The 23,959-nt window shown below is 58.7% G+C and carries 19 protein-coding genes; 10 read left to right on the plus strand and 9 right to left on the minus strand.

Annotation, left to right across the window (positions count from 1 at the left end; genetic code table 11):
- The 3 genes from Q7J58_RS20770 to Q7J58_RS20780 form a co-directional block, all read left to right on the plus strand.
- Nucleotides 1-541: ATP-binding cassette domain-containing protein (locus tag Q7J58_RS20770; RefSeq protein WP_304831777.1), on the plus strand; the 541-nt coding region annotated here is incomplete at its 5' end.
- A 128-nt stretch (nucleotides 542-669) separates the two neighbouring features.
- Entirely contained in the window at nucleotides 670-1,923 is a 1,254-nt protein-coding gene (locus Q7J58_RS20775) for an AMP-binding protein (protein WP_304831778.1), read from the plus strand.
- A 119-nt stretch (nucleotides 1,924-2,042) separates the two neighbouring features.
- Nucleotides 2,043-3,026, plus strand: coding sequence for a tripartite tricarboxylate transporter substrate-binding protein (locus Q7J58_RS20780; protein ID WP_304831779.1), 984 nt, complete (start codon nucleotides 2,043-2,045; stop codon nucleotides 3,024-3,026).
- 93 nt (nucleotides 3,027-3,119) lie between these two features.
- Here the strand turns inward: Q7J58_RS20780 and Q7J58_RS20785 are convergent, their stop codons facing one another.
- Entirely contained in the window at nucleotides 3,120-3,446 is a 327-nt protein-coding gene (locus tag Q7J58_RS20785) for a DUF1840 domain-containing protein (RefSeq protein ID WP_304831780.1), read from the minus strand.
- A 205-nt stretch (nucleotides 3,447-3,651) separates the two neighbouring features.
- On the opposite strand from Q7J58_RS20785, the gene Q7J58_RS20790 reads away from it, so the two are divergent.
- From Q7J58_RS20790 to Q7J58_RS20815, 6 genes are read left to right on the plus strand one after another with little or no spacing between them, the layout of a single operon-like run.
- Nucleotides 3,652-6,036, plus strand: a complete 2,385-nt coding sequence (locus Q7J58_RS20790; RefSeq protein WP_304831781.1) for a bifunctional salicylyl-CoA 5-hydroxylase/oxidoreductase — start codon at nucleotides 3,652-3,654, stop codon at nucleotides 6,034-6,036.
- Nucleotides 6,033-6,539, plus strand: coding sequence for a MarR family transcriptional regulator (locus Q7J58_RS20795; protein WP_304831782.1), 507 nt, complete (start codon nucleotides 6,033-6,035; stop codon nucleotides 6,537-6,539). Before Q7J58_RS20790 ends, Q7J58_RS20795 begins: the two co-directional genes overlap by 4 nt.
- Nucleotides 6,540-6,544: 5 nt before the next feature.
- On the plus strand, nucleotides 6,545-7,399 hold the full coding sequence (locus Q7J58_RS20800) for an enoyl-CoA hydratase family protein (RefSeq protein WP_304831784.1): 855 nt from the start codon (nucleotides 6,545-6,547) through the stop codon (nucleotides 7,397-7,399).
- A 1-nt stretch (nucleotide 7,400) separates the two neighbouring features.
- Nucleotides 7,401-8,603, plus strand: coding sequence for an acyl-CoA dehydrogenase family protein (locus Q7J58_RS20805; RefSeq protein WP_304831785.1), 1,203 nt, complete (start codon nucleotides 7,401-7,403; stop codon nucleotides 8,601-8,603).
- A 37-nt stretch (nucleotides 8,604-8,640) separates the two neighbouring features.
- Complete coding sequence (locus tag Q7J58_RS20810; RefSeq protein WP_304831786.1) at nucleotides 8,641-10,311, plus strand: AMP-binding protein; 1,671 nt, start codon at nucleotides 8,641-8,643, stop codon at nucleotides 10,309-10,311.
- Complete coding sequence (locus tag Q7J58_RS20815; RefSeq protein ID WP_304831787.1) at nucleotides 10,308-10,700, plus strand: RidA family protein; 393 nt, start codon at nucleotides 10,308-10,310, stop codon at nucleotides 10,698-10,700. Before Q7J58_RS20810 ends, Q7J58_RS20815 begins: the two co-directional genes overlap by 4 nt.
- 118 nt (nucleotides 10,701-10,818) lie before the next feature.
- Here the strand turns inward: Q7J58_RS20815 and Q7J58_RS20820 are convergent, their stop codons facing one another.
- From Q7J58_RS20820 to Q7J58_RS20850, 7 genes are all read right to left on the minus strand, one after another.
- Nucleotides 10,819-10,992 (minus strand): hypothetical protein, encoded by a 174-nt coding sequence (locus Q7J58_RS20820; protein ID WP_304831788.1) that lies wholly within the window; start codon nucleotides 10,990-10,992, stop codon nucleotides 10,819-10,821.
- Nucleotides 10,993-11,135: 143 nt separating this feature from the next.
- Nucleotides 11,136-12,755, minus strand: a complete 1,620-nt coding sequence (locus Q7J58_RS20825) for an ATP-binding protein (RefSeq protein ID WP_304831790.1) — start codon at nucleotides 12,753-12,755, stop codon at nucleotides 11,136-11,138.
- An 88-nt stretch (nucleotides 12,756-12,843) separates the two neighbouring features.
- Nucleotides 12,844-13,056, minus strand: a complete 213-nt coding sequence (locus Q7J58_RS20830) for a hypothetical protein (protein ID WP_304831791.1) — start codon at nucleotides 13,054-13,056, stop codon at nucleotides 12,844-12,846.
- A gap of 171 nt (nucleotides 13,057-13,227) precedes the next feature.
- Entirely contained in the window at nucleotides 13,228-14,901 is a 1,674-nt protein-coding gene (locus Q7J58_RS20835) for a dynamin family protein (RefSeq protein ID WP_304831792.1), read from the minus strand.
- Nucleotides 14,902-14,953: 52 nt separating this feature from the next.
- Nucleotides 14,954-16,672 (minus strand): dynamin family protein, encoded by a 1,719-nt coding sequence (locus Q7J58_RS20840; RefSeq protein ID WP_304831793.1) that lies wholly within the window; start codon nucleotides 16,670-16,672, stop codon nucleotides 14,954-14,956.
- 46 nt (nucleotides 16,673-16,718) lie between these two features.
- Nucleotides 16,719-18,866, minus strand: coding sequence for a dynamin family protein (locus tag Q7J58_RS20845; RefSeq protein WP_304831794.1), 2,148 nt, complete (start codon nucleotides 18,864-18,866; stop codon nucleotides 16,719-16,721).
- A 208-nt stretch (nucleotides 18,867-19,074) separates the two neighbouring features.
- Nucleotides 19,075-19,992, minus strand: a complete 918-nt coding sequence (locus tag Q7J58_RS20850) for a WYL domain-containing protein (RefSeq protein ID WP_304831795.1) — start codon at nucleotides 19,990-19,992, stop codon at nucleotides 19,075-19,077.
- A gap of 337 nt (nucleotides 19,993-20,329) precedes the next feature.
- Between Q7J58_RS20850 and Q7J58_RS20855 the strand changes: the two genes are divergently transcribed.
- The gene (locus tag Q7J58_RS20855) at nucleotides 20,330-22,225 is read left to right on the plus strand and encodes an ATP-binding cassette domain-containing protein (protein WP_304831796.1); all 1,896 of its coding nucleotides are present in this window, start codon (nucleotides 20,330-20,332) and stop codon (nucleotides 22,223-22,225) included.
- A 229-nt stretch (nucleotides 22,226-22,454) separates the two neighbouring features.
- Here Q7J58_RS20855 and Q7J58_RS20860 read toward each other — a convergent pair whose 3' ends face one another.
- Nucleotides 22,455-23,927: a PLP-dependent aminotransferase family protein gene (locus tag Q7J58_RS20860; RefSeq protein WP_304831797.1), complete on the minus strand. Its 1,473-nt coding sequence runs from the start codon at nucleotides 23,925-23,927 to the stop codon at nucleotides 22,455-22,457.
- Nucleotides 23,928-23,959 lie beyond the last annotated feature (32 nt).

Raw genomic sequence — 23,959 nt, forward strand, 5'->3', positions numbered from 1 at the left:
GGTGCAGGTCATGGAAGGCCGGCACTGCTTTGCCCACCTGACCATTGAAGAAAACCTGATGACGGGCTCTTACACCCGCACCGACAAGGCCGAGATCGCCCGCAACCTGGAGAAGGTCTACAACTACTTCCCGCGCCTGAAAACGCGCCGCACCAGCCAGGCGGCTTACACCTCGGGTGGCGAGCAGCAGATGTGCGCCATTGGCCGCGCACTCATGACCAACCCCAGCGTGATGCTGCTGGACGAGCCGTCCATGGGCCTGGCGCCGCAGATCGTGGAAGAGGTGTTCGAGATCGTGAAAGACCTCAACACCAAAGAACAAGTGACCTTCCTGATTGCCGAGCAAAACACCAACATGGCGCTGAAGTACGCCGACTACGGCTACATCATGGAAAGCGGTCGCATCGTGATGGACGGTGCTGCCAGCGACCTGCGCAACAACGAAGACGTGAAAGAGTTTTACCTGGGCATGGGCGGTGGCGAGCGCAAGTCGTTCAAAGACGTGAAAAGCTACAAACGGCGCAAGCGCTGGCTTGCCTAATCCCCCCCGCGCCGCGCCTGTGGCGCGTCACCCCCCCAGGGAGCAACGCTGGCGGCCCGGCGAAGCCGGTTCCGCGGCGTTCTTGGTTGAAGGCAAATCGCATCCCCCCACCTTTTGTGGTTTTAAATATGACCGTTTTTTTTGACGCCCTGGAAACCCGTTCACCGGCCGAACGCGAGGCTGCACACATGGCTGCGCTGCCGGGTCAGATTGCGCACGCCCAGGCGCACAGCGCGGCCATGGCCGAGATGCTTCGTGGTGTGGATGCCGCCACGGTGAACAGCCGCGCTGCGCTGGCCCAGTTGCCCGTCACACGCAAGAGCGAGCTGCTGGAGCGCCAGAAAGCCCTGCGCGCAGCGGGTGGCGATGCCTTTGGTGGCTTTGCTGCGCTGGTGCGCGGCCCCGGCATGTCGCGCATTTTTGCGTCGCCCGGCCCCATTTACGAACCCGAAGGCAACACGGCCGACTACTGGCGCACCGGGCGCGCCTTGTACGCGGCCGGGTTTCGCGCGGGCGAACTGGTGCACAACAGCTTCAGCTACCACATGACGCCGGGCGCCTTCATTCTGGAATCGGGCGCCCACGCGGTGGGCTGCACCGTGTTTCCGGCCGGCACCGGCCAGACCGAGCAGCAGCTTGAAGCCATGCTGGACCTGCAGCCCAACGGCTACACCGGCACGCCCAGCTTCCTGCGCATCCTGCTCGAAAAAGCCCAGCAGACCGGCGCCAACATTGGGTGCCTGACCAAGGCTTCGGTGGGCGGTGAAGCCTGCCCGCCCAGCCTCACGGCCTGGTTTCAGGAACAGGGTGTGGACGTGTACCAGACCTACGCCACCGCCGACCTGGGCCTGGTGGCTTACGAGACCAGCGCGCGTCAGGGCCTGGTGCTCGAAGAGAGCGTGATCGTGGAAATTGTGCGCCCCGGCACCGGCGACCCGGTGCCCGAGGGCGAGGTGGGTGAACTGGTGGTGACCACGCTCAACCCCGCGTACCCGCTGATCCGCTTCGGCACCGGCGACCTCTCAGCCATCTTGCCCGGCAGCTGTCCCACCGGCCGCACCGCGCCGCGCATCAAGGGCTGGATGGGCCGCGCCGACCAGACCACCAAGATCAAGGGCATGTTCGTGCACCCCTCGCAAGTGGCCGACATGGCCCGGCGCTTTCCCCAGGTGGGCAAAGCGCGCCTGGTGGTCAGCGGTGAAATGGCCAACGACAGCATGTGCCTGCAGGTGGAAGCGGCGCAAGCGGTGGATGGGCTGGCAGAGCAAATGGAAGCCGTCATGCGCGAAATCACCAAGCTGCGGGGGACCGTGCAGGTGGTCAGCCCCGGCACCTTGCCCAACGACGGCAAGGTCATTGAAGACGCACGCAGTTACAAATAACCTGCAAACAGCGGATGCCCCAGGGTTTCCCCTTGTGGTGGGCTAAGTAATTACCGCGATTTCCGGCGCAGGATCAACAGCTAATATCAGCAGGCAATTAACCCTTAAGGAACCTTCGCATGAAAAAGATTTTGGCCCTGGCCCTGACGGCCGCTTTCTCGGTGAGCACCTTCGCCCAAGACTTCCCCAGCAAGCCCATCACCATCGTTGTTCCCTTTGCGGCAGGCGGCCCCACCGACCTGGTGGCCCGACAATTGGCCGAAGCCATGCGCAAGCCCTTGGGCGGTGCCAACATCGTGGTGGAAAACGCAGCCGGTGCTGGCGGCACGATTGGAGCGACCAAAGTCGCCCGCGCAACCCCCGATGGCCACACGCTGCTGGTCTGGCACATCGGCATGGCCGCCACCGCCGGCCTGTACCGCAAGCTGCCCTACAAGCCGCTGGAAGACTTCGAGTACCTGGGCATGATCAACGACGTGCCCATGACCTTGCTGGGCTCGCCCAAGCTGCCGGCCAACACCTACCGCGATTTTGAAAACTACATTCGCACCAACGGCGGCAAGCTCAACCTGGCGCACGCCGGTCTGGGTTCAGCGTCCCACCTGTGCGGCCTGATGTGGCAGTCGGCGGTGAAGCTCGACAAGTCCATGACCACCATCGCCTACCGCGGCACCGGCCCGGCCATGAACGACCTGATCGGCGGCCAGGTGGACGTGATGTGTGACCAGACCACCAACACCACCAGCCAGATCGAAGGCGGCCGCGTGAAGGCTTTTGCGGTGACCACGGCCAAGCCCCTGTCGAGCCACAAGCTGCTGAAAGACTACCCGTCACTGCAAGAGATGGGGCTCAAAGGTTTCAACCTGACCATCTGGCACGCCATGTACGCGCCCAAGGGCACGCCCGCTGCGGTCACCAAAAAGCTGAACGACGCGCTGCAAGTGGCCCTGAAAGACCCTGATTTCATCAAGCGCCAGGAAGCTCTGGGCGCGCTGGTCACCACCGACAACCGCGTAACACCGGCGGGCCACAAAGCGTTTGTGAGTTCTGAAATCACCAAGCTGAAGACAGTGATCGACGCTGCCGGTCAGTTTGCCGACTGATCCCTGACTGGAGACGCCAACCGACCCAGCCCTGCGGGGTCGGCGCCCATAAAAAAACCGCCTTTCGGCGGTTTTTTTATGGGCGCTTGGAGGTCACACGCCCCAGACAATCTCAACCCCGGCCTGCTCGCAGCGCTGCAGCATTTCAATGAACGGGGCACAGCGCAGGCGCAGACTCACCACATCGAATTCGGGGGGCAAATCGCCATTGGCTTCGGCCTCTTCTTTCAGGCGTTTTTGTTCCGCCTCTTCCTGCACCACCGCATCGCGCAGCGCTTGCACCGCTGCGGCCATCTGCTCGGGCAAGATGATGCCGGGACCGCTCGGGTCTTTGCCCAGGATGTCCAGCACGCGTTGGCCGGTGGGTTCCAGCATCACCAGGTCGCCGGTTTCCCGGGATTTGAATCGGTACAAAGACATGTTGCTCTCCTTGGTCTAAAAGCCCATTTTTGCACCAAAGGCAGCCCATGCCTACCGGTTGGGTCAAGCCGCCGCTGTTCTCGTTTGAACTTCCGTGGCCTGGGCTGAAAGCTCCGGCCACGGCAGCGGCATTTGCGTGCCGTGTTTTCCGGTTTCAGGGTTTCCCCGCTGGTCGCCATTTTGTTCATATCTAAACTAATGAGGTATGAACACCTCCATTCCAGCGCTGCGGCGCATCCTGTGTATCGGTGGCGGCCCGGCGGGCCTGTACTTTGCCTTGCTGATGAAGCGGCGCGACCCCTCGCTCACGGTCACCGTGGTCGAGCGCAACCGACCGTTTGACACCTTTGGCTGGGGCGTGGTGTTCTCTGACCAGACACTGCAGAACCTGAAACGGGCCGACCCGGAGTCGGCCCAGCAGATGGCCGATGCGTTCAACCACTGGGACGACATCGAGGTGTTTTACAAAGGCGGGCGCGTGCGCTCCACCGGCCACGGCTTCATTGGCATTGGGCGCAAGCGCCTGCTCAACATCTTGCAAGAGCGCTGCCTGGCGCTGGGCGTTGAACTGGTGTTTGAAACCGACGTGACCGACGACCAGGCCTTAGCACAGCAGTACAACGCCGATCTGGTCATTGCCAGCGACGGCCTGAACAGCCGCATCCGCACCCGCTACGCCGACACCTACCAACCCGACATCGACACGCGCCAATGCCGCTTTGTCTGGCTCGGCACCCACAAAACCTTTGACGCCTTCACCTTTGCCTTCGAGCAAACCGAGCACGGCTGGTTTCAGGCCCACGCCTACAAGTACGACGCGGATACATCCACCTTCATCGTCGAGGTGCCCGAAGCGGTGTGGAAGTTACACGGCATTGAAGACATGAGCCAGGAAGACGGCGTGGCCTTTTGCGAAAAGCTGTTTGCCAAATACCTGGACGGCCACGCCCTCATCAGCAACGCCAAACACCTGCGCGGCTCGGCCAACTGGATTCGCTTTCCGCGTGTGATTTGCCAGACTTGGGTGCATTTTCAGGACGTGACAGGCAAACCCACACCCATCGTGCTCATGGGCGATGCGGCCCACACCGCGCATTTCTCCATTGGCAGCGGCACCAAGCTGGCCCTGGAAGACGCGATCGACCTGGCCGACGAGTTCAGCCGCCACCCGGACGCCGACATGGCCACGGTGTTGCAAGGCTACGAAGCGCGGCGCAGCGTGGAGGTCCTCAAAATTCAAAACGCCGCGCGCAACTCCACCGAGTGGTTTGAAAACGTGGACCGCTACACCGGCATGGAGATTGAGCAGTTCAGCTACTCGCTGCTCACGCGCAGCCAGCGCATCAGCCACGAAAACCTGCGCCTGCGCGACCCGCAGTGGCTGGAAGGCTACGAGGCCTGGCTGGAAGCACAAGCCCGGCCCGGCACCGCGCCCCAAAAGCACCCCACACCGCCCATGCTGCTGCCGCTGAAGGTGCGCAGCGTGGAGCTGAAGAACCGCATCGTCGTGTCGCCCATGGCGCAGTACAAAGCGCAAGACGGCGTGGTGGGCGACTGGCACCTGATGCACCTGGGCGCGCGCGCCGTGGGCGGCGCGGCGCTGGTGATGGTGGAGATGACCAGCCCGACGCCTGAGGGCCGCATCACCCCCGGTTGCCCGGGGCTGTGGAACGGCGCGCAGCAGGCCGCGTTCCAGCGCATCGTGGACTTTGCGCACCAGCACAGCAGCGCCAAGATCGGCATCCAGCTCGGCCACAGCGGCCCCAAAGGCTCTACCCAGTTGGGCTGGGAGGCGATGGACGAACCACTGGAACACGGCAACTGGCCGCTGATGTCGGCCAGCGCCCTGCCCTACGGCGAGCGCAACCAGGTGCCACAGGCCATGACCCGCGCCGACATGGACGCCACCACCGCCGCCTTTGTGCAGGCCACCCAACGCGCTGCGGCGGCGGGCTTTGACTGGCTGGAACTGCATGCCGCGCACGGCTACCTGCTCTCGGCCTTCATCTGCCCACTGACCAACCAGCGCACCGACAACTACGGCGGCTCGCTGGACAACCGCTGCCGCTACCCGCTGGAGGTGTTTGCCGCCATACGCGCCGCCTGGCCTGCCGACAAGCCCATGAGCGTGCGCATCTCAGCCCACGACTGGGCGCCCGGTGGTAACACCGCCGACGACGCGGTGGCCATGGCCCGCCTGTTCAAGGCGGCGGGTTGTGATGTGATCGACGTGTCGTCCGGCCAGACCACACGCGCCGCCAAGCCGGTGTATGGCCGCATGTACCAAACCCCGTTTGCCGACCGGGTGCGCAACGAAGCCGGCATTTTGACCATGGCCGTGGGCGCCATCTCAGAAGCCGACCACGCCAACAGCATCATCGGCGCAGGCCGTGCCGACCTGTGCGCCGTGGCCCGCCCGCACCTGGCCAACCCAGCCTGGACGCTGCATGAAGCCGCCAAGCTGCAAACACGCGCCATTGACTGGCCGCGCCCCTACGAGAGCGGGCGCGACCAGCTGTACCGCGAAATCGCCCGCCAGCGCAGCCTGCAACCCACGCCCACGCCCCAAGACCCTGCGGAGGCCGCATGAACGCCGACCCCACCCTCGACCTGGAAGCCCGCGCCCACAGCGAGCACGCCCAAGAACTGCGGCTGTGGCTGCGCTTGCTCACCTGCTCGCAGCTGATTGAAAAACGCGTGCGCACCGGCCTGCGCGAGCAGTTCGACACCACGCTGCCGCGCTTTGACCTCATGGCCCAGCTGGAGCGCCACCCCGAGGGCCTGAAGATGAAAGAGCTGTCGCACCGGCTCATGGTGACCGGCGGCAACGTGACCGGCATCACCGACCAGCTGGTGGGCGAGGGTTTGGTGGAGCGCACCGAGGTGGACGGCGACCGCCGCGCCTTTCGCGTGCGGCTCACGCCCCGCGGACACACGGCGTTTGCCGAGATGGCGCTCCAGCACGAGCAGTGGATCGTGCAAGCCTTTGAAGGCATGAGCCCGCGCGACCTGGACCAGCTGCACAAGTTGCTCGGCAAGGTCAAACAACACCAACTGGACATCAACCAGCGCCTAGGCGCCGCAGCCGAATAAACACCATGAAACACCCCATTCCCGACCACAACCCCATGCGCGGCCAATACCGCGCCATGGCCGACACCGCGCCCCGGCATTTCGCGCTCAGCGTGCAAGACGGCGTGGCCACCGTCACGCTGAACCGGCCCGAACGCAAAAACCCGCTCACCTTCGACTCGTACGCCGAGCTGCGCGACTGGTTTCTGGCGCTGCAACGCGCCACCGACATCAAGGCCGTGGTGCTCACCGGCGCGGGCAACAACTTCTGCTCCGGCGGCGACGTGCACGAAATCATCGGGCCGCTGACCCAGATGACCATGCCCGAGCTGCTGGCCTTCACCCGCATGACCGGCGCCCTGGTCAGCGCCATGCGCGCCTGCCCGCAACCCATCGTGGCCGCGCTCGACGGCGTGTGTGCCGGTGCGGGCGCCATGATGGCCCTGGCCTCGGATTTGCGCCTGGGCACGCCATCGGCCACCGTCGCGTTCCTGTTCACCCGCGTGGGCCTGGCTGGCGCCGACATGGGCGCCTGCGCCCTGCTGCCGCGCATGATCGGCCAGGGCCGCGCCAGCGAACTGCTGTTGACAGGCCGCGCCATGACAGCACCAGAAGGCCAGGCCTGGGGCTTCTTCAACGCCCTGCACGACAGCGAAGCCCTGTTGCCCGCCGCGCACAAACTGGCCGCCCAACTGGCCCAAGGCCCCACCTTCGCCCACGGCATGACCAAAACCATGCTGCACCAGGAATGGGCCATGACGCTGGACCAGGCCATCGAAGCCGAAGCCCAGGCCCAGGCCATCTGCATGCAGACGCAGGACTTCAAACGCGCCTACGAAGCCTTTGCGGCCAAACAGCGCCCACAGTTCCAGGGAGACTGACATGGTCGCCTTTGAACACCCCCACCCCCACGGCGCGCTGGTGCCCACCGCGCACCTCGAACTGCCGTTTTTCGACGACACCCACCGCGCCCTGGCCCACGGCCTGGTGGCCTGGGCGCGCGAACAGCGCGTGGACGAAACCGACGACCGCGCCGCCTGCAAAGACTGGGTGCAGCGCCTGGGCGCGGGTGGTTGGCTGCGCTACTGCGTGCCCGCCGCCCACGGTGGCGCCCTGCCCGCGCTGGACTCGCGTGCGCTGGTGATCCTGCGCGAAACGCTGGCCTACCACTCGCCCCTGGCCGACTTCGCCTTTGCCATGCAAGGCCTGGGCAGCGGCGCCATCACGCTGGCCGGCACGCCCGAGCAGCAGGCGGCCTATCTGCCTGCGGTTGCCTGCGGCGAGAAAATTGCCGCCTTTGCACTGAGCGAACCCGACGCCGGTTCCGACGTGGCTGCCATGGCCCTGCGCGCCACCCCCACCGCCAGTGGCTGGACGCTCAACGGCCAGAAAACCTGGATCAGCAACGGCGGCATGGCCGGCTTCTATGTGGTATTCGCCAAAACCGAACCCGACGCCGGTGCGCGCGGCATCAGCGCATTCATCGTGGACGCCGACGCGCCCGGCCTGGACAGCAGCGCACACATCCAGGTGATGGCGCCGCACCCGCTGGCCACGCTCACCTTCACCGACTGCACCGTGGGGCACGACGCCTTGGTCGGCACCGTCAACGGCGGCTTCAAACTCGCCATGCAGACGCTGGATATCTTTCGCGCCTCGGTGGCGGCTGCCGCGCTGGGCATGGCACGCCGCGCCTTCGCCGAGGCCGTGGCGCACGCCAAAAGCCGCAAAATGTTTGGCCAGACCCTGGCCGACTTCCAGCTCACGCAGGCCCGGCTGGGCGAAATGAGTGCGCTGATCGACGCTGCCGCCCTGCTCACCTACCGCGCCGCCTGGCAACGCGATTGCAGCGCCACCCAAGGCGCGGGCACATCGGCCTACACCGCAGCAGCAGCCAGCGCCAAGCTCACCGCCACCGAAAACGCCCAGCGCGTGATCGACATGGCGCTGCAAATGTTTGGCGGACGCGGCGTGCAGGTGGGCAACGTGATCGAACACCTGTACCGCGACATCCGCTCGCTGCGCATCTACGAGGGCGCAAGCGAGGTGCAGTTGCTCATTTTGGGCAAACACGCTTTGAGATGAAACACCCCCGTGTATGAACCGCGTCAAGGAGATCAATATGCTTTCAGCCCAAGTGGATCGGTTTGTTCACGACCGCCTGCCGCCGCCCGAACAGGAGCCCGAGCTGCGCTACGACCTGCCCGAGCTGCAAGCCCTGCAAGCGCCAGACACGCCCCTCAACCTGGTGCAGGCGCTGTTTGACCGCGCGCAAGCCCATGGCCACGCCGACCGCCCGTTCTTGCGCAGCGACGAGCGCACGCTCACCTATGCACAAGCCCGCGCCGAGGTGAACCGCCTGTCCAATGTGCTGGCACAGACGGGCCTGCAACCCGGCAACCGGGTGCTGCTGCGCGGCGGCAACTCGGTGGCCATGGCACTGGCCTGGCTGGCCGTGGTGCAGAGCGGCCTGATCGCGGTGGCCACCATGCCGCTGCTGCGCGCCACCGAACTCAAGGCCATCATCGACAAGTCGAAGCCGTCGGCCGCGCTGTGCGACGCGAAGCTGCAAGACGAACTCAAAGCCGCGCTGGCACAAAGCCCAGAAACCGCCGCCCTGCCCCTGCGCCTGTTCAACACCGGCGACGCCGTGGACGGCTCCCTGGAAGCGCTGGCCCGCCACGCCAGCGACACCGCCACGCCCTGCCCCACCCGCGCCGACGACATCGCGCTGCTGGCCTTCACCTCGGGCACCACCGGCAGCCCCAAGGCGGCGGTGCACAGCCACCGCGATGTGCTCGCCGCCTGCGAAACCTGGCCGCGCCACGTGCTGCGCGCCACGCCCGACGACATCGTCATGGGCTCACCACCGCTGGCCTTCACCTTCGGCCTGGGCGGCCTGCTCATCTTCCCCATGTGGGCCGGGGCCTCGGTCTACTTCCCCAGCATTCCGTACACGCCCGAAGCCATGGTGAAACTCATCGGCCAAGTGGGCGCCACCCTCTGCTACCCCGCGCCCACCTTCTACCGGCAGATGGCGGCTTTCGCCCAACAGCACGGCATCGGAAAGCTGCGCATCAGCGTCAGCGCGGGCGAGGGTCTGCCCGACGCCACCCGCCAGCTCTGGAAAGACGCCAGTGGCCTGGAAATGCTCGACGGCATCGGCGCCACCGAGATGTTTCACATCTTCATCTCCGCCGCGCCAGCGGACGTGAAGCGCGGCGCCATCGGCCGCGTGGTGCCGGGCTACCAAGCGAAGATCGTGGACGAGCAAGGCCGCGAGCTGCCACGCGGCACCGTGGGCCGCCTGGCAGTGAAAGGCCCCACCGGCTGCAGGTACCTGGACGATCCGCGCCAGGCCGCCTACGTGCAAGACGGCTGGAACTTCCCCGGCGACGCCTTCATGCAAGACGCCGACGGCTACTTCGTCTACCAGGCCCGCACCGACGACATGATCATCACCGCCGGCTACAACGTGGCCGGCCCCGAAGTGGAAGCCGCCCTGCTGCAACACCCGGCGGTGGCCGAGTGCGGCGTGGTGGGCCGACCCGACGACGAGCGCGGCATGATCGTGGTGGCCTACGTGGTGCTCAAGCCCGGCGAAGTGGCCGACGCCGCGCAAGCCAAAACGCTGCAAGACCATGTGAAACACACCCTGGCACCCTACAAATACCCACGCGACGTGGTGTTTGTGGCGCAACTGCCGCGCACCGAAACCGGCAAGCTGCAGCGCTTTGCCCTGCGCAAACGGGCCACCGAATCCGCAACGCTCCCAACACCCACCACACCATGAAACACCTGCAACCGCCCGGCTGGGCCACCCCCAAGGGCTACGCCAACGGCGTGGCCGCGCGCGGCACGCTGATTTTTGTCGGCGGGCAAATCGGCTGGAACAGCGCCCAACAATTCGAGAGCGACGACTTCATCGCCCAGACCCGCCAGGCGCTGGCCAACATCCACGCCGTGCTGGCCTGCGCCGGTGCCGGCCCCGAACACATGGTGCGCATGACCTGGTACATCGTGGACCGGGTGGAATACAACGCCCGCCTGCGCGAGCTGGGCACGGTCTACCGCGAGATATTGGGCAAAAACTTCCCCGCCATGACCTGCGTGGAAGTGAGTGCCTTGGTGGAAGAACGGGCCAAGGTCGAGATTGAAGTGACGGCGGTGTTGCCGGATTGAACACCCAGGGCGTCTCATTCCATTTCCATTTCAACCGTGCACTTTGTCGGCTTCGCTTGCCGTACGTTTGTACTGTCTGCGCTTCGCCTTCGCGTTCACGATGGATCTGGAAACGGAATCACAGCGCGGCCAGCGGGACCGCCCACATGCCCTCGCCAAAAGGAAGTGCCTTGTCACCGTCATACAGGACGATGCCGGCGATGAAGTCATTGCCGGTGTGCTCCTTGAGCCGCCGCAGCCCCTTGAAATCGACGGCCGACACGGTAGCTGCCGCCTTGACCTCAATGCCCATCACCTTATGCATCTGGCAACCGTCCAAAACAACATAGACGAACCGTCCAAAACGACATGCATAAGCCGTCTAAAACCACATGGACTCCATCAACCGTGTGGACAACGGCGTGATTTGGCTGCTGGTGCGCGTGGATCAGGGCTTCAAGCCGCTTCCACCTCAAAGCCCACGATGTTACGGCTGGCTTTGTTGAACTCCACCCCGATCAAGTGAATCGGTTCACCCCGTGCGCGGTACTTTTCTGCGTAGTGCTTGTTTTTGATCTGCTCCAAGGCCTTGCCCTGCGGGTTGCCATCAATGGCCTTGAACTCAAAGATATACACATAGCCGTTGAACAGCACAGCCATGTCGATGCGGCCTTGGTTGGTGGCGTCTTCTAATCGGATGTCCAAGCCCAGCGCGGCAAAGTGGCTGTAGAAGATGCTAGCGTAGTAGCCCTCGTACTGCGCAATCGGGCTGTTGCGGTACCAGTCGCGCGGGATGGTGGCAAAGAAGGCGTGAAACAGCGGCTGCAGCGCGGGCAGGTCGTTGGCCAGCAGCAGGTCGTACAGTTGGCTGATGTGCGGGCCGGGGATCGAAGACCCGCCGCACCAATGCTTGAGCAGGCTGCTGTTCATGCTGGCCTGCACTCCCTTGTTGGGGTATTTAAGCGTGAGCACTTGTCGACCCGGAATTTTCCTGACCGAATCAACCGTCAAATACCCGGCCTGAAACATCAGTGCTTCCGGCACGATGTCGTCCACATCCAACGTGGACAACAACCCTTCCTCGCCCACGGCCTGCCCCAGCTTGGGTGTGAACACCTGCCGCTCGGCCAGCAACTGGATGAGAAAGGCGGGTGGGTCGGCTTCCACCCAGTCAGGTGTGAACACGCGGTGGTGAAACAGCTCCAGCACATCAAACGGGTTGTAAACACGCTCGCCCAGCCAGTTGTAGCCGTTGTACCAGCGGCGGATTTCTTCGCGGTCCAAGCCCGGCAGCTCGGGGGCAAATACCGTGTCCACATCGTTGTCGGTGAATCCGCACAGGCCGCTGTAGCGCGGGTCCAGCGTGATGTCTTGCAGGTTGTTCAGCCCCGAGAACATACTGGCCGTGCTGAACTTGCTCACACCGGTGAGGAGTACAAATTTCAGGTGCTCGTTGGCATCTTTCAAGACGGAATACAGGTTCATCAACCCCATGCGCATTTTGGAGGCCGTAGCGCTGTCGGCGATGTTGTCCCGAACCGGCTTGTCGCATTCGTCAATCAGCACCACCACGCGCTGGCCGCTGGCTTGGTGGACTTGGGCAATCAGCTCGGAAAATTGCCCGCTGATGCCGGTGCTGGTTTGCGTGCAGGTCACGCCCAGCAGGCGCTGGTTGTCCAACAGCAACCCGCGTATGCGTTCATCCAGTTCAGCCCGGCTTTGCAACACGCCATCGCCAAAGCTGATGCGAATCACCGGATGCTTTTTCGTCCAATCCCATCGGTTTTCGGCAGCCAGCCCTTTGAACAATGCCTTGTTGCCCTCGAACATTTCTTTGAGCGTGTCCAGAAACAGGCTTTTGCCAAAACGCCTTGGGCGGCTGAGGAAATAGTAGGTGCCCGTCTGCGCCAAGTCCACCGCAAAGCCCGATTTGTCAGCGTAGTAACAGCCATCTTCCATCAGGCGCGACAGGGTTTGCAAGCCGATGGTCAGGCGCTTGCGCGGGGTGGGACCGCTGTCGGGCTGGACAGCGGCATCCGCTGTGGCAGGGACTGGCTGGGGCGCAGGTCGGGTCATGGCAGGGATGGAAAGACAAAAATGCTGTTGGCATTTGAACCGCATTGTGCGGGAAGCTGCGGCAGACGGGGCCTGCCTCACATTCACATCAACGCCGCCACAGCTTGCCTAGGGTTTGCAAACCAGCCGCCAGCGCGGAGGCCAGCGCATCCGCAGGCCGGGTGACCAAGCTGCCATGGCCACAAGCCGGACAGCGCGAGAAATGCTCCCCCGGCCCCAACGCATCGCTGCGCGGCGCCACGGTTTTGGACCAACCGCATTGCGGGCAGATGTAGGTGTGGGCATGGGGGCGGATGGGCATGGCGATGTGGCCAGTTGTGGTGATGGCGTTACCGAGCCACCGTCTGTTTCAGGCAATACGCCACGATCTCGGCGTAAAGGAATACGCAGGAAAGGCTGGCATTGTCAACCAGCAGAGTCTTCACTTCAGCAAGAATTTTATTGCCGAAGGCCTTTTCAGCATGCTAAAAATTCATTTTGTTGTTGGTGTTAGATCTAGCCCTAGCTTTGTAGCAAAAGTTCTCAGAGTTAATTGACTATCATTGTCGAAGAGTGAAAAATAACCGAATACAACAGAGCCACCCAAAACAAATACAGCCAAGTATTTCAAGATCCAATGGTAATTTTTCGCCTTCGCCGCATCAATTCGCTTCCAAACATGCTTTGTTTTATCATCTGTGATCGTTCCATCATCATTAGCACTATATTTTTTTTCCAAAATTCTCTTGGCAGCTACAGTTTTATCAATCACTTTACTATTGATATCACTCCACTGCTGCCAAAACTCCTCTGGTACAAATTTATCGAACTGCTCGGATGTAGAGTAAATTTCAATTTCCTGCGCTGCTGAATGCTGTTTATTCGCAATACCATACAACCAAACTCTTCCAGCATGTAGCAATGTTGATTTGGGAGCAGGTTGCAAAATCGGGCATATCGGGAGCTTACCTACTTTAGCGTATGCTTTTTTTAAAGTTGAAAAGAAATCAAATTCTATTTTTTTCAACAATGGAAATACTTCATTTTCTAACACTGCAATACGGTCTTTCGCCGCGTCATGGATGGGTTCTAAACCACCAACGTTCTGCTGCGCCAGAATTTTATTGACATACCCAAGCTGGGCGAGCGCATGAGCTCTTTCCGAATCAAGATAATTTGAGTAACGCGAGAACAAAATCGAGAAATTACGCGCAAATGTCGGCACTGCTTTGCTCGCATTCCATTTGTTAAAATATTTGGTGATTGAGTTTATTGAATTCACCAAACTGGCTCTGGTGCTTACGGCAATAACATCGACGACAGGAATACCATATTGCGATAATTTATTTCGAACCTCCAGCAATACCTTCTCAACATCAGCATTTGGTTTACTGTCTGCCTTTGTCAAAACTACAAGAAGCGGTATTTCGGGACTAAGTGCCCCCAAAAACTGCATATCGCTAGTGGTCATGGTTCCTTTGTTTATATCAACAGTCCAGATTATTGCATTCGCTGCATTTAATTGAGACTGAGCCAGTTGCGCATCCAATCGTCCATGCGAGTGAGAGTCATCGGGGTTATATCCGGGCGTATCCGAAATGGCTAAGTTTTCCCATTTAAAGTCAGTTCGAGTTATAAAAACATTTTGCAAAATACCTGCTATTTGGCTGCCGTATTTTTCCAACTCCCCACCCTTTCCGTGTTTAAGCGAAGCAAACTCAGACTCGGATAGCAAAATGGGGTGGCCATGCAAATTAAGTGCATGAATTTCATTTTTTGAGCCATGCAGTACAAAAGTAGGCTGGGAAGTCACCTTTGCAATATCAGAAGGCAATAGTTTTACGCCGAGAAGTTTATTAATCAAACTGGATTTTCCAGCACTAAATGCCCCGCCTATAGCTACGACAAATTTTGTCGCAGTAGCTGGGTAGATGCAAAACATCTTAAATCTATCCAACTCATGAAGCATTGCCGTATAGACTTCAATGAAGTCACTAGGACTTTCCTTGCGCGATAGATTGACAAGATCCACCTTGATTAAATGCTCCAACCTCCTCAGATCCTCCTCAATAATCTGCACACTATTAAAAGGCTGGTGCGCAGTGCTGCGACACATAAAACCATAGCGCGAAACCAGTTCGCTTGGGCTAATATAAGGTATTTTCATCAACGGACGACAGTAGATTAAATGATTACTTCGTATATCCAAACTTCACACATTAAGAGTTATTAATTTTACCAATAAAATCTTTAATTACACCTAAATCTGCCTGGTAAGTCTTGAGCTTCATCTTGAATGCAGCTTGTCCCTGTTCTAGCTCCGTTTTTAACCGAAGAAGCGTTTTTTCATGATTTGCCTGCTCCGTTTTAACGGATTCTTTGATTGCATTCTTGGCATCCTCGATGCGTTTTTGTAATTCAGGGCGAATTTTTTCAGAAACATCGTTTGCCACCTTTGGAATGATATTGTTGGCCAACTGACTCCTAATATATTCTCGCCTCGCGACTTCAGGATCGACTTTTGGAGTCGATGATTTACTACCGAATGCAGTACTAAGAAATACAAGAAGGACACCACTAACGAGTGTTGCAATAGGGCCAAATACAGGTATAGCAACAATGGCAGGCAAGGCAGCTAAAGCACCTTTTTTCCAATCAAAATCAGATGAGTTACCTATCTGAGCGCTGGGCAAACTCAATGAAAGATCAATAACAACGTCTTTTGGCACCACCGCTTGTACATTAGTTAAATATCGATGTACTTCGGGTTTAAAGTCCTCATCTAAACCCATGGTTACAGATAACCGCACCGCCTCATTGACCGCAATTTGCATATCTCCTCCACTAGCGGCAGTATTGGTCAACCCGCTGAGTTGTGAGGTTAGTGTGCTCTTGATTCGACCTGCAATTTTATCAAGTATCACAGCTAATCGGCTTTGTAGTTCGTCCGTTTGACTTTGCAATTCGTTATTGAAGCGGTCGTAGCTTTGCTGTGCAGTTTGCAGCTGCGCATGTATGGTCTCACTTTCACAGTCAATTCCATTGCAAAGGGTTTCCACTCTTTTTTGCAAATTTCCCATGCGCTCCAGCCAGGGCGCCACTATGGCTTGTCTGAAAACAGGTTCTGCCATCACTTCAAGCTCAAGAAGTGCTTGTGTAAATTCCCCGACACCAATTCGCTTGGACACTGCGGAAATAGCGATCATGCGAACAGGTGGTTTCCCCATGATGGTTTCAAGCTCTTGCGCGACTTTCATTTTCACAGCTTCGATGTCATTGGGTGGCTTCTTATCTGCTTTGGTCACTATACCGACTACCGGCATGTTGTGAAGTCGGAGTTCGTTCAATAGCTTGCGAATATCATCCCGAACTGTGCCCTCATCCGCGCTGACAGCTACGCAGTAGGCTAGGCTGTTTGACACATAACCATCAATGGCTTGGTTATGTGCTTGTGCATTTGAATTCCAACCAGGCATATCCACAATACGTATATGTGGAATTTGTGCAAGCTGTGGAATGTTTAGGCTTACCTCTACCCAACCAGCAGGATGATTTTCAGATTTTCTTTGCAGAACAGCCAGATCATTTTTCTGAACTTGCTTGCGTGTTAATTTAACGGTACGACCATCGGAAAAACGCCCGATAAATTGGTCATTTTCACCATATCCTAATTCGGCGGGTACCGCAGTCTCCGGCGTAACCTCAACGCTGAATAGCGGCTCCTGTCCTTCTTGGTGCGCAAAAGCGTTCAGCAATCGTGATTTGCCAGCGCTAAATCCTCCTACAACAGGTGTTCTGACTATGAAATTCCGCACTGAATTTTCGAATACATCTTGTGTGCTAACTACATTTTTCATCTCAGCAGGGGGGTTATATTTGGCTGTTAATGCATTTGCGATTGGAAGTGTTTGTAGCAGCAACTCTTGAATTTTAAACATGTGAATACCTCTTGATGAAAATCGATAGACAAGGTGCGACGTATACTTATTTTTGTGACGAAATTAATTTAAGTAGCGCATTATATTGGTCTAATTCGCGTTCCTTGTTAGCAAACGCAACGCGTAATTGCTCCATTTCTTGATGCAGTCTTGTGGGCATTTCATTGGCTAGGTGATCAACGATAGTGTCCAATGCATGGCATAGTGCACCTACCTTGCTGCTGCATTCCTTATGCAAATCGTCATGCACGGTCTGCTTTGCATCCACAGTAGCTTGGCGTAAATGCTCAGCATCAGCAGTATCTCGAAGCTCACTGGCAAACTGATTCGTAATAGATTGAATTGCACCACCGTATTCCAATTGCAAGACGGGGAGTTTTAATTGAGAAATGACGTGTCCAAATGTGTTTCGGAAATGCCCTGGATCAAAATTTTTATCCCCAGCTTCAAGTTGCTCAAGAAGTACTTGTTGCAGCTTTGCACGTAGTATTTTTACTGAAACAACTTTGTCAAATTCACGTTGAATACCACTGGCTTGATCTTTCCCGTAAAGCATGACTTGCTCGACTGCATCGGCACGGGAAATGTATTGATAATCACGATAGCGTGTTTCATACACATCTCTGGGTTTACTCAGCCAAGAAAGCGGATTTAGTAATTTTTTTGTACTTTCCGTATGCGAAAATACTTGGTAGGATTCAACGCCCGTTTGCACCCGAAAATCTCCAACCCTTTTGTCACTGTTTTTGAGGCGCTGTAAAATTTCCCTAAGCACTTTATTGGCATTAGATTTCTCCGCTGATATTTCATTTTTCATGGCTGCCACCATTTGGGTCAGCCGATTTTGACATTCTAATTTCTTTTTCTCCAATTGTGCCAGATCCGATTTCCTCAACATGGTTGAACGATCTATCACAGTTTCTTGCAACTCTTTACGCCAAACTTGAAGGTTTCTTTCTGACTCCGGCAATATGCATTGTCTTTGCTGCTCAATGAGTGCTGCTTTGTCTTTACGAGCAATATCAAAAGTTGATAAAACCTTCGGAAAGTTCCCTATTCGCAGCCATTCATTTTGAGTGAGCGATTTGCCACCCCAGCTTTCGATCGACAAATCATTGATTCGATCATGTATCCACGCAATACTTTCTTGGGACCTCCAACGTTCCATCGGCCAAGCACCGATACCATGTGCATAGCTGCTGGTAAATATTGGTATTTTTAATGTTATCAGTAATTTTGCCATCTCCAGATGCCCAACTTTTCTGTGCATTTCTATGCATTTATCAATTTCGTCGATAGATCGTTTCAAAAGACTATCATGAATATTTTTCTCAGTTTCAGTTAAGCTGGAGCAGTCAGGACCATCATCTAAAATAGCTGAATCAAATTGGACTGCTACCAAATATATCCGTTTAACGCCTTTGCCGGGTAGAAGACGAGATAGCAGCTCCAAATCTTTCGCATCTAAAAATTGGCCGCAACGCGACAGAAAAAAAACAACGTCGCATTGGGCCATGTATTCTTTTGTTTTTGCTTCACGACTGACAACTGGGTCATTCATGCCCGGAGTATCTACAACCTCATATCCTTTAAGTTCAGGACGAGGTAATGCGATCTCTGTCATTTTTACTAGAGCTGTGAATTTTCCATTTTCACCAACGTAGTCATTCAGTTTTTTTCTCAATTCTTGCTCATCACCAGCTTCAATTTTTTCCGAACCTTTTTTCAAAATGGTACTGATGTTCAACTTGTTATCAGAAGCCAATTTTATAAGTTCCCGAGCCACCTTTCCTTCTGCGCTTGAGTTTTCTGGAATCGCAAGTCTTATCAACTCATTCCACTCTTCTTGCTCATAATATGTGACTGTAAGAATTGGTTTTTCACCATATATAATTCGCGTAAGATTCGCAGTCTTTGGCGTTGCAGCCTCAGGTAGAACAGGTACACCATCAAATAAAACTGCATTTAGGAAACTGCTTTTACCCGCTTTGACTTGACCCATAATTCCGATACTTAAATTTTGCTCATCACTCGCAAATCGCCTGAGCTTTTCGATCAAATCTTTTTGCAAGTCATGAAGATCTCCAAAACGATCATCGTAATCTGGCTTATTAAAAGCTTTTCTCCAATTGAGGCAATCTACGCGAAGTTGATTAAAGACTGCAATTAGTTTTTCGGATTTTATCGAGGACATATAATTTTCAATTAATATTAAGATGCGATTGATAAATTTCTATCGAAAGTTCTTCTGCAAATTTGAGAACATCCCTAAGAACCAAGCCAGCACAGATGACAAATTAACTTCTTATTGGGATTGACAATATACATTTACGACGACAATAAACGGTTCTATGCCGTCCTGTGTGGAACTTGACATCAGACGCAACGATGGATAGTAGAAGTCACAAATGCAAATAGGCTTTCATTTCAACTTCCAGCGTGGTCTGCAAACCCTCTGGGCTGATGATGCGCACATTAGGAATCCAGTAGCGCACGATGGGCAGAATCTGGTTGGGGTGGGCCACCTTGCCGGAGACGATCAGGCCGCCGTCTTCCAGTTCTTTTTCGATGGTCTGGCTGCCAATGAGTTTGCGGCGTAAAAAATAGTGTGCTGCCGGTTTGGACACTTTCAGCACCACTTCGGTCTTGTTGGCGTTGAGCCAGATGCTGTCTTCGTCCAGCAGCATTTGCTCGTGGTGTGTTTCGCGCACAAAGCAGGCCAGCGACACGTCCAGTGCTTCAATTTTGCTGAAAGTGAATGCCTTCATTTGCCCGTTGTCCACGGCCGCCAAATACCACACGCCCGCGTGGTTGATGAGCTTGTAGGGCTCGGCGCCGGCGTAGGTTTTGGGGCCGGTGTCTTTTTGGTAGGTGAAGCTCAAAAGCCTGTGTTCTTGAATGGCCTGGTCTGTGCGGTCAAATTGGGCGCGCTTGTCGCCCAGGTCTTCAAAGCTCTGGCCTTGAACCAGCAGGGCGCTGCTGTTTTTGAGGTGGGCGTTGAGCAGGGTGCGCAAAAACCCACTGTCCAGCGACGGGAACAGGCCGCTCACGCCGGCCAGGCTGGCAAAGCGTTGCAAGTCGGCAAAGCCCAGCCGGCCCAGATTGTGGACAGGCAGACTGTAGGCTCCGTTGGATTTTTCCAGATCGAGAAACGCCAAGCGCTCGGTCAAGTCGCGCTGAATGGTGCGGATGCCCACGTTGAACTCATCGGCCAGCTCGCGCGGCACCAGCTTCTCTCCGTCGTTGAGTTTTCGCAAAATGGCTGTGAGGCGCGGGGCGAGTGTGTCGCGTTCTGCGTTGTGGGTATCCGGCTTGGGCATGGTGGCTTTTCGAGCGTCAACAGGTAGCGATGACAGGGATGGGCCGGGGCGCTGTGGGCGGCTCGGGAATGGATGTAAGCGATCTTAGAAACTGCCGACGACAGGTGGTGTCGTTACGGGCTACAAACCGGTTTTATTTACAAATTCACCCGACTTGTCTGTGCTCCGCATGCGCCACGCTCCCCCAAATGGGGGAAGCGACAGCGTTGTTGCCTGGACCGGCTGTTGCGATTGGTTGCAATCGGATACGTGTGCACTGCTGACCCGATGCCGCCTCAAGGCCCATCACGGTGATGGCCGACTGGGATAATCGCCGCAACTTTACTTTGGCAATTTCATGGCACTCATTACCTTGCAGAACGCGCAACTGGCCTTTGGCCATGTGGCGCTGCTGGACCACACCGACTTTGCGCTGGAGGCCCAGGAGCGTGTGGGTCTGATTGGCCGCAACGGCACTGGCAAGTCGTCGATGCTGAAAATTCTGGCCGGGCTGGAGAAGCCCGACGATGGCACCGTGCAGGTGCAAACCGGGCTGCGTGTGGCGTATGTGCCGCAAGAGCCCATTCTGGATTTGGCCAGCAGCGTGTTTGAGGCGGCCAGCGTGGGCCTGGCCGATGCGCGGGCGGCGCGCGACCTGTATTTGAGCGGCGCCGACGGGCTGGACCTGGACGCGCTGCAGAACCGCATTGAGGCGCTGGACGCCTGGAACTGGGAGCAGCGGGTGGAAGAAACGCTGCACCGCCTGCACCTGGAGGGCAGCGTGCTGGTGGGCGCGCTCTCGGGCGGCAACAAGAAACGGGTGGCGCTGGCGCAGGCGCTGGTGAGTCGGCCCGACGTGTTGCTGCTGGACGAACCCACCAACCACCTGGACCTGGACAGCATCACCTGGCTGGAAGACCTGCTGCTGGAATACAAGGGCAGCGTGGTGACGATCAGCCACGACCGGGCGTTTTTGGACCGGGTGGCCACGCGCATGGTGGAGCTGGACCGGGGGCGGCTGCTGAGCTACCCGGGCAATTTTGCGCAGTACCAGGTGCTCAAAGAAGAGCAAATGGCGCAAGAGGCGGTGATCAGCGCGCGCGCCGACAAGCTGCTGGCGCAAGAAGAGGTGTGGATTCGCAAGGGCGTGGAGGCGCGGCGCACGCGGGCGCAGGGCCGCATCACCCGGCTGGAAGCGCTGCGCACACAACGTGCACAGCGGCGCGATGCCCTGGGCAGCGTGAAGCTGGAGGTGGCCAGCGGCAACGCCAGTGGAAAAATTGTGGCGGAGCTGGAGAAGGTGACCAAGGCCTACCCGACGGCGGACGGCGCCCTGCGCACGGTGATCAAAGACTTCACGGCCACGATTTTGCGCGGCGACAAGATTGGCCTGATTGGCCCGAACGGCGCGGGCAAAACCACGCTGTTGAAGATCATTTTGGGCGAGCTGGCCCCCGACAGCGGCACGGTGCGCCTGGGCAGCAAGCAAAACGTGGCGTATTTTGACCAGATGCGCGACCAGATTGACCTGGACGCGACGCTGGAAGACTTCATCAGCCCGGGCAGCGAGTGGATCGAGATTGGCAACAAACGCACCCACGTGAAGAGCTACCTGAGCGACTTTTTGTTTTCACCAGCGCGGGCCAATGCGCCGGTGCGCACGCTCTCGGGCGGCGAGCGCAACCGGCTGTTGCTGGCGCGGCTGTTTGCGCGCCCGGCCAATGTGCTGGTGCTGGACGAGCCGACCAACGACCTGGACATTGACACGCTGGAGCTGCTGGAAGACCTGTTGCAGCAGTACGAGGGCACGGTGTTTCTGGTCAGCCACGACCGCCGGTTTTTGGACAACGTGGTGACCAGCACCATCGTGAGCGAGGGCGAAGGCCGTTGGCGCGAGTACGTGGGCGACGTGCAGGACTGGCTGACGCAGTCGGCCCGGGCCGAGGCTTTGCAGCGCGAGAAAAGCACGGCCCCGGCCAGCGCACCGGCGGGCAAAGCGGCCCCCGCCGCTGCCCCTTCTGCCCCCGCCACCAAGAAAAAGTTGAGCTACAAAGAACAGCGCGAGCTGGACGCACTGCCGGAGCGCATAGCCCAGTTGGAGGCCGAGCAGGCCGAATTGGACCTGCAGCTCAACAATGGTCAGTTGTTTTCAGCCGACCCGGCCCGCGCCGCGCAACTGGCGGCCCGGCATGCGCAGGTGGAAGCGGAATGGCTGCAGGCCATGGAACGCTGGGAAACCTTGGGTGGGAGTTGAGGGCGTGAGCGGTCAGCCGCTCTCGTGTTGAAAGGTGCGCAGAGCCCCCATCCCAACCTTCCCCCAGAGGTGGAAGGAGCAAGACACCCCCGATGCGCGACGCCTGAGAACGCCATGTCTGGCTCCTTGCGGAGGGTCTGGGCGCACCATGTCTGGCTCCCTCCCCCTCTGGGGGAGGGTTGGGGTGGGGGCACGCTTCACCCATGCAGCTGCGGTTCATCGTGACATTTCACCCCGCCACCAACCGGCGGTAAACCGACCAAAACGCCGTGTCTTGCGTGGTGGCGAAGTTGATGCGCATGAGCGTGCTGGGCGCGCGGGCGGCGTGGAACAGGGCGCCGGGGGCGATCAGAATGCCTTCGTCGAGCATGCGTTGCGACAAGGCTTCGGTGTCCACGCCGGTATCAACCCAACCAAACAAACCAGCGGGCTCTGACACAAAGCGGCAGCCCGCCGCCAGCGCCAGGCGTGCGCTGCGGCTGCGGGCGGCGTCGAGCCGGGTGCGGATGCGTTCGGCGTGGCGGCGCAGTTGGCCTTGTTCAATGCAGTGCGCCAGGGCGCGCTCCAGCAGACTGGGCGTGGTGAGGGTGGTCAGCAGCTTGGTGTCCAGCAGGCGCTCCACCCATTCGGCAGGTGCGGCCAGGTAGCCCACGCGCCAGTTGGGCGCCAGAATTTTGGCGAAACCGCTCACATAGATGGTGCGCTGCAAACCGTCGAGCACGCTCATGCGGGTGGCGTGTTCGGGGGCGATGTGGCCGTAGGTGTCGTCTTCCACCACGCAAAAGTCGTGCTGCTGGGCCAACTGCAGCACGCGGTGGGCGCTGGCGGGCGACAGGCTGTAACCGGTGGGGTTGTGCAACACGCTCACGCTGACGAACAGCTTGGGCGCGTGGGCTTCGCAGTAGCGCGCCATCACCGCCAGGTCGGGCCCGGCGGGGCCGCGTGGCACCGGCAAGATGCGCATGCCCATGGCGGCGAGGCGGGCGAATTCCACCGCCCAGCCGGGCTCCTCCACCATCACACAATCGCCCGGTTTCAGCAGGGTGCGGCTCACAATGTCCAGCGCGTGGGTGGCGCCCACGGTGGTGATGATCTGCTGCGGCCCCACCGGCAGGCCCATGCCTTGCAGCCGGTCGGCCAGCACGCGGCGCAGGTGGCCGTCGCCCAGCGGCTCGCCGTAGCGCAGCGAACTGTCGGCCAGCGCTTGCGGTGTGGTGACGCGGCGCACGGCGGCTTGCATGAAGGTGGAGGCCATCCAGTCGGGCGGAAAGGCACCCATGCCGGGCTGCGGCCGCGAACCCGCCGGGTGGAACATGCCGCGAATGAGCGCGGCGGCGTTCACCGGCGCGGCCAGGGGCTGGGTGGTCTCGGTGTGGGTTTCGGTGGCGGCGGTCTTGCTGCGGTCGCTCAGGCTTTCGCGCAGGGGTGCGCGGTCGCGCACAAAGTAGCCCCGGTTGCGCTGCGCCTGCACCAGGCCTTGGGCCAGCAGCAGGTCGTAGGCGGCCACCACGGTGGACGGGTTCACGCCGTGCTGGGCAGCGCATTGGCGCACGCTGGGCAGGCGCGCACCGGGGGCCAGCAGGCGGTCGCGGATGCGGTCGGCAAACCGGGCCGCCAGTTGCTCGGCCAGCGTCTGTGCGGCGGTGCGCGTGAGGGCAGGCGCGCTGGCCAGGGCGTCGGGCGTTGGGGTGTCGTTGAACATGGCGGGTGTATGAGTCGAACCGGTCACACAGT

Origin of the sequence: Hydrogenophaga sp. (assembly GCF_030656115.1) — a bacterium.
GTDB lineage: Bacteria > Pseudomonadota > Gammaproteobacteria > Burkholderiales > Burkholderiaceae_C > Hydrogenophaga.

What these genes read in the sequence shown, in the direction of transcription:
- Q7J58_RS20775 (WP_304831778.1), top strand. Translation starts at nt 670, where the DNA reads ATGACCGTTTTTTTTGACGCCCTGGAAACCCGTTCACCGGCCGAACGC.
- Q7J58_RS20780 (WP_304831779.1), top strand. Translation starts at nt 2,043, where the DNA reads ATGAAAAAGATTTTGGCCCTGGCCCTGACGGCCGCTTTCTCGGTGAGC.
- Q7J58_RS20785 (WP_304831780.1), bottom strand. Translation starts at nt 3,446, where the DNA reads ATGTCTTTGTACCGATTCAAATCCCGGGAAACCGGCGACCTGGTGATG.
- Q7J58_RS20790 (WP_304831781.1), top strand. Translation starts at nt 3,652, where the DNA reads ATGAACACCTCCATTCCAGCGCTGCGGCGCATCCTGTGTATCGGTGGC.
- Q7J58_RS20795 (WP_304831782.1), top strand. Translation starts at nt 6,033, where the DNA reads ATGAACGCCGACCCCACCCTCGACCTGGAAGCCCGCGCCCACAGCGAG.
- Q7J58_RS20800 (WP_304831784.1), top strand. Translation starts at nt 6,545, where the DNA reads ATGAAACACCCCATTCCCGACCACAACCCCATGCGCGGCCAATACCGC.
- Q7J58_RS20805 (WP_304831785.1), top strand. Translation starts at nt 7,401, where the DNA reads ATGGTCGCCTTTGAACACCCCCACCCCCACGGCGCGCTGGTGCCCACC.
- Q7J58_RS20810 (WP_304831786.1), top strand. Translation starts at nt 8,641, where the DNA reads ATGCTTTCAGCCCAAGTGGATCGGTTTGTTCACGACCGCCTGCCGCCG.
- Q7J58_RS20815 (WP_304831787.1), top strand. Translation starts at nt 10,308, where the DNA reads ATGAAACACCTGCAACCGCCCGGCTGGGCCACCCCCAAGGGCTACGCC.
- Q7J58_RS20820 (WP_304831788.1), bottom strand. Translation starts at nt 10,992, where the DNA reads ATGGGCATTGAGGTCAAGGCGGCAGCTACCGTGTCGGCCGTCGATTTC.
- Q7J58_RS20825 (WP_304831790.1), bottom strand. Translation starts at nt 12,755, where the DNA reads ATGACCCGACCTGCGCCCCAGCCAGTCCCTGCCACAGCGGATGCCGCT.
- Q7J58_RS20830 (WP_304831791.1), bottom strand. Translation starts at nt 13,056, where the DNA reads ATGCCCATCCGCCCCCATGCCCACACCTACATCTGCCCGCAATGCGGT.
- Q7J58_RS20835 (WP_304831792.1), bottom strand. Translation starts at nt 14,901, where the DNA reads ATGAAAATACCTTATATTAGCCCAAGCGAACTGGTTTCGCGCTATGGT.
- Q7J58_RS20840 (WP_304831793.1), bottom strand. Translation starts at nt 16,672, where the DNA reads ATGTTTAAAATTCAAGAGTTGCTGCTACAAACACTTCCAATCGCAAAT.
- Q7J58_RS20845 (WP_304831794.1), bottom strand. Translation starts at nt 18,866, where the DNA reads ATGTCCTCGATAAAATCCGAAAAACTAATTGCAGTCTTTAATCAACTT.
- Q7J58_RS20850 (WP_304831795.1), bottom strand. Translation starts at nt 19,992, where the DNA reads ATGCCCAAGCCGGATACCCACAACGCAGAACGCGACACACTCGCCCCG.
- Q7J58_RS20855 (WP_304831796.1), top strand. Translation starts at nt 20,330, where the DNA reads ATGGCACTCATTACCTTGCAGAACGCGCAACTGGCCTTTGGCCATGTG.
- Q7J58_RS20860 (WP_304831797.1), bottom strand. Translation starts at nt 23,927, where the DNA reads ATGTTCAACGACACCCCAACGCCCGACGCCCTGGCCAGCGCGCCTGCC.